Here is a 13,935-nt window from a genome sequence, read left to right as displayed (position 1 = left end):
GAATGCGGTACCCAAAGAGGGGGCGTAGATGAAGTGCGGTCGTGCGTTGTTCGTGGGGGCGTTGTGGCTGTGGGGGGGATGTTCGAGCGGGCCGGTGACGCCGCCCGAGGTGAAGGAGGATCCCCCCATCCCCGGGTTGCCCGTGGTGCTGGTCCGCCAGGACGAAGCGAGCCGCGAGGCGTGTGCCCATGGGGGTGCCCGGGTGCGCTCGGGCCTGGACGTGAATGGCGATGGCGTGCTCGACGACGCGGAGGTCCAGCACACCACGCTCATCTGCCATCCCGCGCCTCCCGAGCAAGAGGTGGTGGAGGCCCGGGTGCGGCTGGTGCCGGTGCCCGCGGGGGAGGCGTGCGCGGAGGGCGGTTCGGCCGTGCTCTCGGGCCTGGATGCCAATCACAACGGGACGCTCGACGACGCGGAGGTCCAGCAGCGGGAGGTCATCTGCCGCGAACGGCTGCTGACGCGGCTGTCGCCCGCGGGAGCGGCCTGCCCCGGTCAGGGCGTGGCCATCGACTTCGGGCGGGATCTCGACGCGGACGGGGTCCTGTCCCGGGGGGAGATCGTCGCCACCCAGGTGGAGTGCAGCGACGTGCTCTCCGGCGACATCTCCGTGCGGACGGCGGAGGAGCTCGCCGCGCTCGCGCCCATTCGGGTCATCGTCGGCTCGCTCCACTTCGAGCAGCTTCCGCTGGAGGCCGTGTCATTGCCCGGGCTGGAGGTCATCACGGGGGACCTGTCGCTTCAGTTCCAGCGGAAGCTGCAGTCCTTCTCCCTGCCGGCGCTCGTCTCCGTGGGCGGCTCCCTGCGCCTGTTCAGCGATGAGCTCCTGGAGCAGGTGGACTTCGCGAAGCTCCAGCGTGTGGAGCACGAAATGCAGCTCGACTTCCTCCCGAGGCTCTCGGCCGTCTCCGGTTGGCCGAAGCTGGAGTCGGTGGGCGGGCTGCGCCTGGGCCGCAACTCGACCCTGGTGGATGTGCGGGGATTCACGAAGCTGCGTGCCGTGCGGGGCGACATCCTGGTGGCCGAGAACGACGCGCTCGTCGAACTCTCGCTCCAGCTCTCCCAGGTGGGCTCGGTATCGGTGGTGAGAAACCCCTCGTTGCGGACGATGTCGCTGAAGGTGCCCGATGAGGCCGCGTCGGACCCCTTCTCCTCCGTCGGAGGTGCCCTGGTGGAGGGCAACCCCGCGTTGACGACGTTGGAGCTGGGCTTCCCCTCGGTGAGGGGAAACATCCAGATCCTTCGCGATGCCGCGCTCCAGGAGGTGACGGTGTCGTCCCTTCGGATCGTGGGTGACCTGGACATCGGGGATGATGCCGCGCTGGTCCGGATCCGCCTTCCCAGGCTGCATACCGTGGACGGGAACCTGCGGCTCGTGCGCTCGCCCATCGAACAGCTCGACCAGTCGTACCCCCTCAACGTGGGGGGCTCCTTGTGGGTGAGCGCCACGAAGCTCACGGCTTTCAATGCCGCCCAGCACGTCTCCAGCGTGGGCGGAGACGTGGCGTTCTCTCACAACCCGTTGCTGACCTCCCTCGCGCTGTCCAACCTCGGCGGGAATCTGAGCGTGGGGAACAACGATGTCCTCACGCACCTCTCGGTCACCAACAACACCCACCTCCTCGAGGGCACGCTCTCCGTGGAGGACAACCCGCTCCTGGAGAGTCTCGAGGGCGTGCGCTTCCAGGAGATCAGGGGGCGCGTCCGCCTCACGGCCGGGCCCCGGATGACCCGGGTGAGTCTGCCGGGGCTGCGTTGGGTCCGTGACTCCTTGCACATCATGGGAACCGAACTCGTGGATGTCGGCCTGGACGATCTGGAGGTCGTCGGCAACGAGCTGACCGTCGGCTACACGGCCATGGGCCAGTGGAAGGGGTTGGCCGCGCTGCGGCAGGTGGCTGGGGAAGTCGCCGTGTTTCGCAACCCGGCGCTCCAGGAGGTGAACCTGCCGCGGTTGCTGTCCTCGCGTCAGTTGAGCATCTCCGACAACCCGGTGCTCACGCGGCTGTCCCTGCCCCGGTTCTCCTCGGCCGCCTTCGCCTCGGTCTACGACAACGCCGCCCTGCCCGTGTGCGAGGTGGACCGGTTCTTCTCCCAGTTGCCTCCGGGACTCAGCTCCCAGTCCGGCAACAACGAGGCCGGTACCTGCTCCTCGCCCTGATCGGGCGGGGCGAGGAGGCCGGCGCGTGCGTCAGGCCTCCTCGTCGCCGAGCTGGGCGCGCAGCCGCGACAGGCGCTGGGGGCCGACGAGCCCCTCGCGCGCGAGCACCTGCAGGAACTCCACGATGGCCCGCAGACCCGCCTCCATCTCGGCCTCGGGCTTGCCCTCGATCTCCGCCTCGTAGAGCGCCTCGATGTGCTCGGGGTTGATGGGGGTGGGGCCCTCGTCCCAGGCCCCGTTGATGAGCGCCCGGGCCAGGCGCGCCCGCACGTTGCGCTCCGCCTCGTCGCGCGCCGAGCGCTCGAAGCCGATGATGAGCGCATCCACCTGCTCCCGGGTGAGCGCGGCCAGGGCGGGCACCTCGCCGAGCGTCTCCTGGACGTAGGTGCTGTCGAACATCTCCACCTCCTGCTCGTAGCCGAAGGCTTCCTCCATGAGGATGGAGGCGAGGAAGGCGTCCGTCTCGGTGTCGCTCGCGCCCTCGGCCTTGAGGGCCTCGCGCGCCCGGGCGGTGGCGGCGGAGAGGGCGGGGTCCTCGGCGATGGCGCGCGTGGCGGCGTAGGCGGCGAGGAAGACGACGGCGGCCTCGGCGTCCGAGGACAGGTGGCGCCGGCCCGAGGTGCCCATCAACGTGGCGCGTTGCTCGGGGTGGTCGGCGGCGGTCTGGGCGAACAGCCGCTCCTCGGGTCCGAGCGGGGCGCCGTCCTTCTCCTTCTGGAGCGTCTCTCGGGCGGCTTCGGGGCTGAGGTAGCGGGCGATGAGGGGGTGCATGCCGCGCCTGTTAGCACATGCTAGACAAGCGTCGATGGACTCCGAGGATGCCACGGACGCGGAAGTCGGGCGCGCGACGGACGCCTGCCTGCGGCTGCTCAAGGCGCGCGCGCGCAGCCGGCACGAGCTGCTCGCGGCGCTCGAGCGCAAGGGCTACGCCGAGGCGGTGCGTGAGCGGGCGCTCGCCCGGGTGGAGGGCTGGGGCTATCTGAACGACGAGCGCTTCGCCCGGGATCAGGCGGAGCGGCTGCTGGGTGGGGGAAGGTATGGCCCCGAGGAGGTGCGGCGGCGGCTGGAGGCGCACGGCTTGAGTCTGGAGGCGGCGAGCGCGGCGGTGGCCACGGCCAGCGGAGCGCTGGAGTTCGACGCGCTACGGGCCGCGCGCCAGGTGCTGGAGAAGCGGGGGTTGTCGGGCCGGGAGCTGGATGCCCGGGAGAAGGCCCGGGCGGGCCGCCTCCTGTTCAGCCGGGGCTTCTCCGAGGACATCGTCCAGCGGCTGCTGGGTGACGCGATGCTGGAACCTTCGGGGTCGGACGACTAGGTTGTCCACCTCCATGCGTCTTCTTCGAGCCGTCTGCCTGTCCGCCGTCCTGTGCGCTGTCCCTGGTTGCGCCGCCCTCTCCACCGGCCAGGTGGGCGAGCCCGACTATGCCTCGGTCGCCGAGTCCAACCTCCGCCTGGGCGACGAAGCCCTGGAGCGCAAGGACTTCCTCCAGGCCGAGAAGTACTACGAGCATGTGCGCACCAAGTTCCCCTACCTCGAGGTGGCCAACGAGGCGGAGCTGAGGCTGGCGGATCTCGACTTCGCCCAGGAGCGCTACGCCGAGGCGCGCGAGAAGTTCCAGACCTTCATCAAGCTGCACCCCACGCACCCCAAGGTGGACTACGCCGCGTACCGCACGGCGCGCACCCACTTCGAGGATGCCCCGTCGGAGTTCTTCCTCGTGCCTCCGGGGGCGGAGAAGGATCAGACCGAGATCCAGGCGGCCTTCTCCTCGCTCAACGCGTTCATCCGCCAGTTTCCCAACTCGCAGTACGTGGCGCCGGCGAAGGAGGCGCTCGACACGACGCGCCTGCGGCTGGCCAGGCACGAGCTGTACGTGGCGTCCTTCTACGCGCGGCGCGAGCGGTGGAACGCGGTGGTGCAGCGGCTGGAGACCCTGCTGAAGAACTACTCGGGCACGAAGCTGGATGAGCAGGCCCTGTTCGAGCTGCACGACGCCTACGTCCGGCTGACGAATACCGCCGAGGCCCAGCGCACCCTGCAGCGGGTCATCGAGATGCTCCCGGGCACGCCGGCCGCCGAGCGTGCCCGGAGGATGCTGGGCTCGTGAGGAGCACGGAGGACTGGAGCCGGGCGGGCGGAGTGATCATCGCCCTGCTGGCCGCGGGGGTCTCGGTCCTGGTGTTGATGCCGCGCATGCTGGGGCTGGCGACGGGGCCGGAGGTGGAGGTCATCACCTTCCTCAAGCGCACCGAGAGTGACGGCTTGACGCTGCGTGTGCCCGGGGTGGCCGAGCCCCTCCGGGGCCAGGTGCACCACTTCGCGCGCATCACGGTGGACGTGGCGCCGGGGGGCGAGCGCGCCGTGGCCTGGGCGACGCTGGACTTCAAGGGCCGGCTGGGCCGTACCGAGGTCAGCTCGCTGGGCGTGGAGCGGGTGCCCTTCGTGCGCCGCTCGCGGGAGTGGGTGCCGGAGAACCTGGCCGCGCCCCGGCTCGCGGCGGTGGTGGGCATGCTGGAGGCGCGGCGCCGGGCCCTGGAAGCGGGCGAGCCCGAGGCACTGCGCGCCCTGCTCGCGCCCGGCGCTCCGGCGGACGTGGGGGGAGGGGAGGAGCTGGAGCGGCTCCTCGGCCTGAGCAAGCGCCGCTACCGGGTGGAGGCCTGGTACGTGCGGCTGGAGCGCGACGACGCGCTGGCCAGCGAGCTGTGGCGCCTGGAGGGCGACCTTCCCTCCCAGCCCGTGGATGAGAAGGGGCAGCGCCAGCTCTCGTTGATTCGGCGTGAGGAGGAATTCTTTTTTTCGCCCGGTCTCATGTAGGCTAGGCGCCGTTTCTCACCGGGCTCTCGGGATTGGGCGGGTGGCTGGACGGGAGAGGGCCATGGCAGCACTACTCACCATCGAGGTCGCAGCTCCGTGAGCACTCCGACTCCGGGAAAGACGTACGCGCTCAAGTTCATCTCCGGCAAGTACCAGGGAGGCGAGTTTCCGCTGAAGGCCGAGAAGCAGATCGTCATCGGCCGCTCCAGCGAGCTCGACATGGTGCTCGTCGAGGACATGGTGTCGCGCAAGCACGCGCGCATCTCGGTGAACGGCGCGGGGCAGATCTCCATCGAGGACCTGGGCTCGACCAACGGCACGTTCGTCAATGGCGAGAAGGTGAAGCAGGCGACGCTCAAGGAAGGTGACCGCATCCTCATCGGCACCTCCATCCTCAAGCTCATCCACCAGGGCGTGGGCGTGGGCGAGGTCGACGACGCCGTGGCCAAGCGGCGGCTCGAGGAGGTCGCGGTGCAGGCGGCGCGCACCTCGACGAAGGCCTCGTCCATGACGGGGAAGATCGAGGAGATTCCGCTGCCCGACCTGCTCCAGCTCTTCCACACGTCGAAGAAGAACGGCGTGCTGGTGGTGGGCAGCCAGCAGCAGGGGAAGATCTACCTGCGCCAGGGCCGCGTGTACTACGCGGTCATCGACGACAACCACAACCTGGGTCCGCAGAAGAGCTTCAACCGCATCATCACCTGGGAGCAGGGCGACTTCGAGCTGCGGCCGGCGGACCCGCAGGAGTTCATGGTGGAGATGGACTCGTCCACCGAGGCGCTGCTGATGGACGCGCTCCGGCAGCTGGACGAGTACAAGCGCATCCAGAAGGACTTGCCCGCCATGACTGCCCGGCTGACCCTGGCCGCGCCCATGACGGCGCCCCTGCGCGAGCTGACGCCGGAGCTGTTGGACGTGCTGCAGCTGGTGCACAACCATGGCTCGCTCGCCGAGGTGCTCAACCACGCGCAGCAGGACGACGTGGTGGCGGCCGAGACGGTGTTGCAACTCATCAAGCGCGAGTACGTGCGCGCGAGCTGACGGGAGTCCGTGTGTCCGAGGAGCAGAAGCCGCGCCGGTTGACCGAGCTGTCCCACTGCGCGGGGTGCGCGGCCAAGTTGCCGGCGGCGGACCTGTCGCGGGTGCTGGGCAAGTTGAAGCCCACGAAGGACTTGAAGGCGCTGGTGGGCTTCAACACCCACGACGACGCGGCCGTGTACCGGATGGCGCCGGGCCTGGCGCTCGTGAGCACGGTGGACTTCTTCCCGCCGGTGGTGGACGACCCGTACGACTTCGGGGCCATCGCCGCGGCCAACGCGCTGTCGGACATCTACGCCATGGGGGGCAAGCCCCTGTTCGCCCTCAACCTGGTGGGCTTTCCCGAGGACAGGCCCCTGGAGGAGCTGTCGCGCATCCTCGCGGGCGGCCAGGCCAAGGCGGACGAGGCGGGCATCCCCATCCTGGGCGGGCACTCCATCAAGGATCCCGAGCCCAAGTACGGCCTCGCGGTGACGGGCAGCGTGCACCCGAAGAAGGTGCTGACCAACGCCGGGGCCAGGCCCGGGGACGTGCTGCTGCTCACCAAGCCCCTGGGCACGGGCATCGCCACCACCGCCATCAAACGGGGGCTGGCCTCCGCGGAGCTCACCCAGCGCGTGGTGGCGCAGATGTCCACGCTCAACCGCAAGCCGGGCGAGGTGTTCGCCTCGGGCAAGTTCAAGGTGAATGCCCTCACGGACGTGACGGGCTTCGGCCTGCTGGGCCACCTCCTGGAGATGATGACGGGCGCCAAGGCCCGGGGCTTCCTGGACCTGGAGCGCATCCCCATCCTCGCGGAGGTGCCCGCGCTGGCGCAGCAGGGCGTGGTGCCCGGGGGCACGAAGTCCAACCTCGCCCACGTGGGCAAGAAGGTGCGCTTTCCCAAGGGCCTGCCCGAGGACATCCAGTGGGTGCTCGCCGACGCGCAGACCAACGGCGGCCTGCTGGCCTCGGTTCCCGCGCGGGACGCGGCCAAGGCCTTCCGGGCGCTGGAGCGCGCGGGCGTGGACGTGGCCCTCATTGGAGAGGTGGGCGAGGGCCGCCCCGGCATCGAGGTCGTCGGCTAGGAGCGGGCGAGCGGGTGCCCGGGGGCGGATTCGCCGCGGTGCGCCGACTCGGGTAGCATCCCGCGCCGGCATGACGTCCCGTCTCCGCGTCCTCGTCCCTTGCCTCGCGCTCCTCCTCGCGCCCCTGGCCGCGCGCGCGGCCGAGCGTCCCGCGCGCATCGTGGTGGATCCGGGCCACGGGGGTGCCCAGGACGGAGCGACCAGTCCCTCGGGCGTGCTCGAGAAGGACATCGCCCTGCAGGTCGCCCAGCGCGTGCGCGAGCACCTGGAGAAGGAGCTCGGCGCGCAGGTGCTGATGACGCGCGACGAGGACGTGTCGCTGCCCCTGCCCGAGCGGGTGGAGTTCGCCAACAAGCAGCGGCCGGACCTCTTCCTGTCCATCCACTGCAATGCAATGCCCACCAGACGCACCCGCGCGCGCGTGCAGGGGCTGGAGACGTACTTCCTCTCGGCTAGCGCCTCCAACGCCACCGCGCGCGCGGCCGCGGACCGGGAGAACGCCGAGGCCCCCTCGGCACGCGCCTCGCGGGGTGACTCCACGCTCGCCTTCATCCTGGATGATCTCGCGCGCACCGAGACGCACCAGGACTCCTCGCGCCTGGCCTATGCCATCCACCCCAAGCTCATCGCGGCCTCGGGGGGCTCGGACCGGGGCGTGTTGCAGGCGCCCTTCTACGTCCTCAATGGCGTCGAGGCGCCCGCCGTCCTCATCGAGGTGGGCTACCTGTCGCACCCCGAGGAGGGCAGCCGCCTGGCGCGCGCCGACTACCAGGAGAAGCTCGCTACCGCCATCACCGGGGGGGTGAAGGCCTTCCTCGCCGAGGTGCGCAAGCGCGACACCCCCCGGTCCTCCGCGGTGGCCGCTCCCGCCGCGCCCTGATACCCGGGGCGGCCGTTCCTCCCGGACAAGCGGGCCGGGCGTCTGCTAGAGAGCGGCGCCGTCCCCCCGTTGCGAGGAGTCTCCCCATGCGGTCCTTCAACCGAGGCGCGTTGGACTTGCGCCCCGTCACCCTCACCCCTGGCATCACCCTGCACGCCGAGGGCTCGACCCAGGTGGAGTTCGGCCACACGCGCGTGCTCGTCACGTGCTCGGTGGAGGATCGGGTGCCGCCGCACCTGATGGGCAAGGGCTCCGGCTGGGTGACGGCCGAGTACGGCATGCTGCCGCGCTCCACGCACACCCGCACCCAGCGTGAGGCCGCCAAGGGCAAGCAGACCGGACGCACGCTGGAGATCCAGCGGCTCATCGGCCGCGCCCTGCGTGCCGCGGTGGACCTGCCGGGCCTGGGCGTGCGCACCTTCACCCTGGACTGCGACGTGCTCCAGGCGGACGGAGGCACCCGCACCGCCTCCATCACCGGGGCCTACGTGGCGCTGGCGCTCGCCCTGCGCAAGCTGCACAAGAGCGGGGTGATGAAGACCATGCCCAAGCTCTTGCCCCTGGCCGCGGTATCCGTGGGCGTGGTCAACGGCGAGGTGCGCGTGGACCTGGACTACGAGGAGGATTCCTCGGCCGACGTGGACCTGAACCTGGTGGCCACGGGGGACGGCCGCATCGTCGAGGTCCAGGGCACCGCCGAGCACAAGATGTTCGATCGCAAGACGCTGGACGCCATGCTGGACGCGGGGCTGGCCGCCATCCGCCAGCTCACCGAGGCGCAGGCCAAGGTCCTGGGAGCCTGAGCGCATGAAGCCCCGTCTGCTCTTCGCCACCACCAATCAAGGCAAGCTGCGCGAGCTGCGCGGCCTCGTGGGGGATGCCGTGGAGGTGGTGTCCCTCAAGGATCTGCCCCCCATCCCCGAGCCCGTGGAGGATGGCGCCACGTTCGAGGAGAACGCCCGCAAGAAGGCCCGTGCCTACGCGGAGGCCAGCGGGCTGCCCGTCCTGGCGGATGACTCGGGGCTGTGCGTGGATGCCCTGGGCGGCCGTCCCGGCGTGCACTCGGCGCGCTATGCCGAGGGGGATGATCGCGCGCGCTACGAGAAGTTGCTCGCGGAGCTATCCGGGGTTGCCGACGAGCGGCGCACCGCGGCGTTCGTCTGTGCGCTGTGCCTGGCGCTTCCCGGCTCGGAGACGTCCTTCGTGGAGGTGGGCCGCTGCGAGGGCCGGATCGGCCACGCGCCGAGGGGCTCGCACGGCTTCGGGTATGATCCGGTCTTCGAGCTGCCCGGAGGGCGGGCCCTGGCGGAGCTGACGTCGGAGGAGAAGGCCACGGTGTCGCACCGGGGCGCGGCCTTCTCGAAGATGAAGCCCCGCCTGCTGGCACTGGCCGGAAGCGGAACCGTTGGAAGGTGAGCAGGCGTCAGGAAGGTTGTCCTTGCGCGTCCGGTTCGGATGCAGCAAGAATGGCCGTCTTATCGGGGCGTAGCGCAGCCTGGTAGCGCACCTGCCTTGGGCGCAGGGGGTCGGAGGTTCGAATCCTCTCGCCCCGATATCGTTGGGTTGGACGTTGGGTCTCATACGGCCTGGGTGCCAGTAGCTCAGCTGGATAGAGCATCGGCCTTCTAAGCCGAGGGTCGTGGGTTCGAGTCCCGCCTGGCGCGTACCTCTAGGGGTTGGAATTCCTGGGATGAGTCCCTCGGATTCCAACCCCTTCGCTTTTCCAATCACTCGTCGAAACGACAGTCCTGGAATGTGCGTGAGCGCTCATGAGCTCCTCCTCCATCACCCTGAAGACCGCCGAAGACCTCACCAAGATGCGGCGGGTCGGCTTGATTGTCGCGGACGTGCTCGATGCGGTCGAGGCAGCCTGCCGCCCTGGTGTGTCCACGTGGGAACTCAACGAGGTGGCCAACGAGGTGATGACCAAGGCTGGAGCGACCTCGGCGTTCCTGGGCTACGCGCCGCATGGCCTGCCCCCGTACCCCGCGGTGATCTGCACCTCCGTGAACGAGGTGGTGGTCCACGGCATCCCGAGGAAGGATGTGATTCTCGAGGACGGGGATGTCATCGGGATCGATTTCGCCTGTTACAAGGGAGGCTTCTGCGCTGACTCGGCCCGGAGCATCGGGGTTGGAACCCTCAGCGAGGAGGCGCGCCGGCTGATTGAAGTGACGCGACAGGCTTTGGACAAGGCCATCGCCGCTTGCGTCCATGGCAATCGCCTGGAGGACATTGGCTGGGCCGTGCAGAGCCACGTCGAGAAGCATGGCTTCTCCGTGGTGAAGGAATTCAGCGGGCATGGCATCGGGCGCTTCATGCACGAGTCCCCCGCGGTCCCCAACTTCGGCTCGCCCGGCCATGGGCTCCGGCTCAAGCGGGGCATGGTGCTGGCGATCGAGCCGATGGTCAGCGCGGGCGCGGAGGACATCGAGATACTCGGTGACGGATGGACCGCCGTCACCCAGGACCGCCGGCTCGCCGCCCACGTCGAGCACTCCGTGGCCATCACGGGTGAGGGTCCGGTGATTCTCACGCGCCGCTGAGCTGGACCCCTTGCTCCCTCGCCCGGCGAAAGGGGCCAAGCGTGCCCTCGCGACAAAGGGCTTGTGTCCGGGCGGTTTCCACGGTAGGGAAGCCCCGCGTTTCAGCACGGTTTTTCGCCCGTGATGGCGGCCATAGCTCAACTGGTTAGAGCGCAGGACTGTGACTCCTGAGGTTACCGGTTCGATCCCGGTTGGCCGCCCACCTGAAACCCTCTTTCCCGCGCCTATAGCTCAACTGGATAGAGCATCGGCCTTCGAAGCCGAGGGTTGGGGGTTCAAGTCCCTCTGGGCGCACAGCAGCACCCCCTCGTCGAGGGTGCCGCCGCGCCGGGGACTTCTTCACTTCACACTTCAGGCCTTGGCGTCGTTCGCCGCCGGAACACGGCAGCGCAGCTCCGCCTCGATCTCCAGCGCCGCGAGGTTCTCGCGCATCGCCCGGGCCCACTTCGCCTTGGGCTGCTCCATCAGCTTCTCGTGCGCCAGATCGATGGTCTCGGCGAGCTCCTCGTCGCTGAGCTCCGAGGCCATCTTCCCCTTGTTGTTGCCGAACGCCACCACCACCGACGCGCTCTTGAGCTTCGCGGGCGGGGCCTCGCTCGTGCTCGCCTGCTCGGCGGCTGGAGCGGGGCGGGCCTTCACCGGCTCCGGCGTAGGCTCGGGCTCACGCGCGGGCTCCTTCTCCCTGGCCTGCTCCACCACCAGCGCGGGCGTGGGCTCCTTCTCCTCGCGCACCTCGCGCGCGGAGGTGGGGAAGGACGCCTTGACCGGACCGGGCCGCGTGCCGAGCACCTCGTAGTTGGCCGGTGCCGCCGGGGCGACGGGCTCGTTCGGGGCCTCGAACTCCTCGGCCGGCATCTCCTCGCGCACGTACAGGCCGCCGAAGGCCTCGGGGTACGCCTTGCGCAGCGCCGCCACGCGCGCGCACTTCTCGATCATCGTCGTGGGAATCTTCGACCACAGGGGTGTCTGCTGCACGTAGCCCGCGAAGTCCAGCCACACCACCACGGGCAGCTTCGCGTCGCGCACCACGCGCGCCCAGGCGCCCACCAGGCTGCCCTTGCGCTTGGCCGGGTTGAAGCGGTGCACCACCTCGCCCTTGCCCTGATCCACGATGATGTCATCCTCGGCGTACACCGCGCTCGCCTGGATGCCGCGGAAGTCCGGGAAGCGCTCGGCGCGTGCCAGCATCCCCGCCTCCGAGGGCTGGAACTCGTGCCGGGACACCCAGTTGGGCCGCTCCCGGTTCCCCACGTTCTGTCGCCGGGCCACGCAGAAGGCCTCCTTGAGCAACGGGTCCAACCCGGAGCGCTTGCACTGTTCAATGAAGAGGGCGAACTCGTCGTCCCCGATGCCTCGGGGACAGATGGTCCGCCGGATGAGCTCCACGCGCTCGGGGTTCCACTGTCCGGCCGTCGTTTCCACCTTGTTGTGCGCTTCCATTGCCGCTTCTTCTCCGCCTTCGAAAAGGGCGGACGACCACCGTCCGCCCGCGCTCGGGACTGATTCAACCCTGTAGCAAGGTCATTCTATCCGTCCGGCTGTACGGATGTTCAGGGCCTCTTCGAGGGCGGCCGGAGGGCGGACAGGGGAGCGCGGGGGGCCCGGGCGGGCGTGCAACGGGGGCGCAACGGGGTACGAAAAAAGAGTTTGACGTGGGCGGCGTGGAAACGTACAAGCCGTCCCCGTCGACGCGCGGTGACGAACCGCTCGGCGACGCAAGCAGGAAGGTCGGGAGCGTAGCTCAATTGGTAGAGCAATGGACTCTTAATCCATAGGTTGTGGGTTCGATTCCCTCCGCTCTCAACGACAAAACGGGGCTCCCTCAGAGATGAGGGAGCCCCGTTTCTTTTTCCCCGCTCCCTGGATGGCCGGTGCCGGACTCCGGGTTGTTGGCCGGAGCGGGGGCATGGCAGCGCACCCGGGCGGGTGGCGGAACTGGTAGACGCGCCAGACTTAGGATCTGGTATCGCAAGGTGTGAGGGTTCGAGTCCCTCCTCGCCCACTCTGGCCCTTTCGCGTTGACCGGGCCTGTCCTATCTCCTAAACGCGGACCCCCACATCTCTTCACCCATCCGACACGTCGGCGCCCTCTGGGGGCCGGCGCGAGCGAGGCATCACATGAAGGTCCAGGTCGAGGAGCTCTCTCCCATCGAGAAGAAGCTCTCCATCGAGGTCGACACCGCCCGCGTGGCCGAGGAACTCACCCGCGCGTACTCCGCCCTGGGCAAGCAGGTGAAGCTGCCCGGCTTCCGGCAGGGCAAGGTGCCCCGGCGCATCCTCGAGCAGCGCTTCCGGGAGCGGGTGGAGGACGACGTCATCCAGCGCGTGGTGCAGAGCGCCTGGCTGGAGGCCGTGCGCGACCACAAGGTGGAGGCGGTGGCTCCTCCCCAGGTGACGAACAACTCGGGCCTGAAGACCAACGCCCCCTTCACCTTCGAGGCCCGCGTCGAGGTCAAGCCCCAGGTGGAGGCCAAGGACTACCAGGGCCTGCCGCTCACGCGCGTGGACTCCCAGGTGACGGACGCCGAGGTGGACGAGCGCCTGGAGCAGCTGCGCCAGAACATGGCGCGGTTGGATGCGGTCGAGGGCCGGGACGTCGCGCAGGCGGGCGACTTCGCCACTGTCGACTACGAGGCGCTCGTGGACGGCAAGGAGTTCCCCGGCAGCAAGGCCGAGGGCGTGACGGTGGAGCTGGCTCCCGGTGAGCTGGTGGAGTCCAACGTGGCGGCGCTCGAGGGCGCCAAGGTGGGCGAGACCCGGGAGCTGGACTACACCTTCCCGGCCGACTACCGCGTCGAGGACGTGAAGGGCAAGACGGCCCACTTCAAGTTCCACGTCAAGGGGCTCAAGAAGAAGATCATCCCCGAGCTCAACGACGACTTCGCCAAGGAGGCGGGCGAGACGCAGTCGCTCGCGGAGCTGCGCACGAAGATCCGCTCCGACCTGGAGATCAACAAGAAGAACCGGGTGCTGGGCGAGGAGCGCGCGGCCCTCATCAAGGCGCTCGTCGAGCGCAACGCGTTCGAGGTGCCCCGGTCCATGGTGGAGCGCACCATCGATCAGATGCTCGAGCAGCGGCTGCGCGCCATGGCCCGCATGGGGATGGATCCGCGCCGGCTCAACCTGGACTTCGCCCGGCTGCGCGAGGAGCTGCGCGAGGAGGCCCTCCAGGAGGTGCGCGGGGCGCTGCTCTTCGAGTCCATCGCGCTCAAGGAGAACCTCAAGACGACCGACGAGGACGTGGAGAAGAAGATCGCCGAGCTGGCCAAGGAGGCCAACCAGTCCATCGACGTCGTCCGCAAGTACTTCAAGGGGCCCGAGGAGCGTCAGGGGTTGAGCCTGCGACTCCGCGAAGAAAAGACGATTGAATTCCTCAAGGCCCAGGCGAAGTATTCCTAGGCGTCTTTTCGTTCCACGCTCTCCTTCCCGAG

13 protein-coding genes and 6 tRNA genes are annotated in these 13,935 nt (G+C 69.2%); 17 read left to right on the top strand and 2 right to left on the bottom strand.

What is annotated here, in order from left to right; translation table 11 throughout:
* The first annotated feature begins 28 nt into the window (after window positions 1–28).
* Window positions 29–2,161: a hypothetical protein gene (locus F0U63_RS36200; RefSeq protein WP_395837274.1), complete on the top strand. Its 2,133-nt coding sequence runs from the start codon at window positions 29–31 to the stop codon at window positions 2,159–2,161.
* Window positions 2,162–2,191: 30 nt separating this feature from the next.
* Here F0U63_RS36200 and F0U63_RS36195 read toward each other — a convergent pair whose 3' ends face one another.
* Window positions 2,192–2,932 carry a hypothetical protein gene (locus tag F0U63_RS36195; RefSeq protein ID WP_395837272.1) on the bottom strand — a complete coding sequence of 247 codons (741 nt, stop codon included), beginning with the start codon at window positions 2,930–2,932 and terminating at the stop codon, window positions 2,192–2,194.
* A 34-nt stretch (window positions 2,933–2,966) separates the two neighbouring features.
* Here F0U63_RS36195 and F0U63_RS36190 point away from each other — a divergent pair, with 34 nt between their 5' ends.
* The 13 genes from F0U63_RS36190 (at window position 2,967) to F0U63_RS36130 (ending at window position 10,798) form a co-directional block, all read left to right on the top strand.
* Window positions 2,967–3,473: a regulatory protein RecX gene (locus tag F0U63_RS36190; RefSeq protein WP_395837270.1), complete on the top strand. Its 507-nt coding sequence runs from the start codon at window positions 2,967–2,969 to the stop codon at window positions 3,471–3,473.
* 13 nt (window positions 3,474–3,486) lie between these two features.
* On the top strand, window positions 3,487–4,266 hold the full coding sequence (locus F0U63_RS36185) for an outer membrane protein assembly factor BamD (RefSeq protein ID WP_395837268.1): 780 nt from the start codon (window positions 3,487–3,489) through the stop codon (window positions 4,264–4,266).
* Complete coding sequence (locus F0U63_RS36180) at window positions 4,263–4,973, top strand: hypothetical protein (protein WP_395837266.1); 711 nt, start codon at window positions 4,263–4,265, stop codon at window positions 4,971–4,973. Before F0U63_RS36185 ends, F0U63_RS36180 begins: the two co-directional genes overlap by 4 nt.
* 96 nt (window positions 4,974–5,069) lie before the next feature.
* Window positions 5,070–6,014, top strand: coding sequence for an FHA domain-containing protein (locus tag F0U63_RS36175; protein ID WP_395837264.1), 945 nt, complete (start codon window positions 5,070–5,072; stop codon window positions 6,012–6,014).
* Between the two features lie 11 nt (window positions 6,015–6,025).
* Window positions 6,026–7,078: a selenide, water dikinase SelD gene (gene selD, locus F0U63_RS36170; protein WP_395837262.1), complete on the top strand. Its 1,053-nt coding sequence runs from the start codon at window positions 6,026–6,028 to the stop codon at window positions 7,076–7,078.
* A gap of 70 nt (window positions 7,079–7,148) precedes the next feature.
* Window positions 7,149–7,958, top strand: coding sequence for an N-acetylmuramoyl-L-alanine amidase (locus tag F0U63_RS36165; protein WP_395837260.1), 810 nt, complete (start codon window positions 7,149–7,151; stop codon window positions 7,956–7,958).
* Between the two features lie 86 nt (window positions 7,959–8,044).
* Complete coding sequence (gene rph / locus F0U63_RS36160) at window positions 8,045–8,761, top strand: ribonuclease PH (RefSeq protein WP_395837258.1); 717 nt, start codon at window positions 8,045–8,047, stop codon at window positions 8,759–8,761.
* A gap of 4 nt (window positions 8,762–8,765) precedes the next feature.
* Window positions 8,766–9,374, top strand: a complete 609-nt coding sequence (gene rdgB, locus F0U63_RS36155) for an RdgB/HAM1 family non-canonical purine NTP pyrophosphatase (RefSeq protein ID WP_395837256.1) — start codon at window positions 8,766–8,768, stop codon at window positions 9,372–9,374.
* A gap of 63 nt (window positions 9,375–9,437) precedes the next feature.
* A tRNA-Pro gene (locus F0U63_RS36150) sits at window positions 9,438–9,511 on the top strand.
* A 37-nt stretch (window positions 9,512–9,548) separates the two neighbouring features.
* Window positions 9,549–9,622 (top strand) — tRNA-Arg (locus F0U63_RS36145).
* 105 nt (window positions 9,623–9,727) lie between these two features.
* The gene (map, locus tag F0U63_RS36140) at window positions 9,728–10,504 is read left to right on the top strand and encodes a type I methionyl aminopeptidase (RefSeq protein WP_395837254.1); all 777 of its coding nucleotides are present in this window, start codon (window positions 9,728–9,730) and stop codon (window positions 10,502–10,504) included.
* Between the two features lie 126 nt (window positions 10,505–10,630).
* Window positions 10,631–10,704, top strand: a tRNA-His gene (locus F0U63_RS36135).
* A gap of 20 nt (window positions 10,705–10,724) precedes the next feature.
* Window positions 10,725–10,798: transfer RNA gene (locus tag F0U63_RS36130), tRNA-Arg, on the top strand.
* Between the two features lie 57 nt (window positions 10,799–10,855).
* Here F0U63_RS36130 and bet read toward each other — a convergent pair.
* Window positions 10,856–11,944 carry a phage recombination protein Bet gene (gene bet / locus F0U63_RS36125; RefSeq protein ID WP_395837252.1) on the bottom strand — a complete coding sequence of 363 codons (1,089 nt, stop codon included), beginning with the start codon at window positions 11,942–11,944 and terminating at the stop codon, window positions 10,856–10,858.
* Between the two features lie 290 nt (window positions 11,945–12,234).
* Here bet and F0U63_RS36120 point away from each other — a divergent pair.
* From F0U63_RS36120 to tig, 3 genes are all read left to right on the top strand, one after another.
* Window positions 12,235–12,307, top strand: a tRNA-Lys gene (locus tag F0U63_RS36120).
* Window positions 12,308–12,424: 117 nt separating this feature from the next.
* Window positions 12,425–12,506 (top strand) — tRNA-Leu (locus F0U63_RS36115).
* A 116-nt stretch (window positions 12,507–12,622) separates the two neighbouring features.
* On the top strand, window positions 12,623–13,903 hold the full coding sequence (gene tig / locus F0U63_RS36110) for a trigger factor (protein ID WP_395837250.1): 1,281 nt from the start codon (window positions 12,623–12,625) through the stop codon (window positions 13,901–13,903).
* Window positions 13,904–13,935 lie beyond the last annotated feature (32 nt).

Origin of the sequence: Cystobacter fuscus (genome assembly GCF_044360685.1) — a bacterium.
GTDB lineage: Bacteria > Myxococcota > Myxococcia > Myxococcales > Myxococcaceae > Cystobacter > Cystobacter fuscus_C.
Note: the sequence above shows the minus strand (reverse complement) of the source record. Positions and strands in the feature narration are given on the sequence as shown.

Coding starts and splice junctions, on each gene's coding strand:
- rph (WP_395837258.1), top strand. CDS start 8,045: ATGCGGTCCTTCAACCGAGGCGCGTTGGACTTGCGCCCCGTCACCCTC.
- F0U63_RS36165 (WP_395837260.1), top strand. CDS start 7,149: ATGACGTCCCGTCTCCGCGTCCTCGTCCCTTGCCTCGCGCTCCTCCTC.
- F0U63_RS36185 (WP_395837268.1), top strand. CDS start 3,487: ATGCGTCTTCTTCGAGCCGTCTGCCTGTCCGCCGTCCTGTGCGCTGTC.
- rdgB (WP_395837256.1), top strand. CDS start 8,766: ATGAAGCCCCGTCTGCTCTTCGCCACCACCAATCAAGGCAAGCTGCGC.
- map (WP_395837254.1), top strand. CDS start 9,728: ATGAGCTCCTCCTCCATCACCCTGAAGACCGCCGAAGACCTCACCAAG.
- tig (WP_395837250.1), top strand. CDS start 12,623: ATGAAGGTCCAGGTCGAGGAGCTCTCTCCCATCGAGAAGAAGCTCTCC.
- bet (WP_395837252.1), bottom strand. CDS start 11,944: ATGGAAGCGCACAACAAGGTGGAAACGACGGCCGGACAGTGGAACCCC.
- F0U63_RS36190 (WP_395837270.1), top strand. CDS start 2,967: ATGGACTCCGAGGATGCCACGGACGCGGAAGTCGGGCGCGCGACGGAC.
- F0U63_RS36200 (WP_395837274.1), top strand. CDS start 29: ATGAAGTGCGGTCGTGCGTTGTTCGTGGGGGCGTTGTGGCTGTGGGGG.
- F0U63_RS36195 (WP_395837272.1), bottom strand. CDS start 2,932: ATGCACCCCCTCATCGCCCGCTACCTCAGCCCCGAAGCCGCCCGAGAG.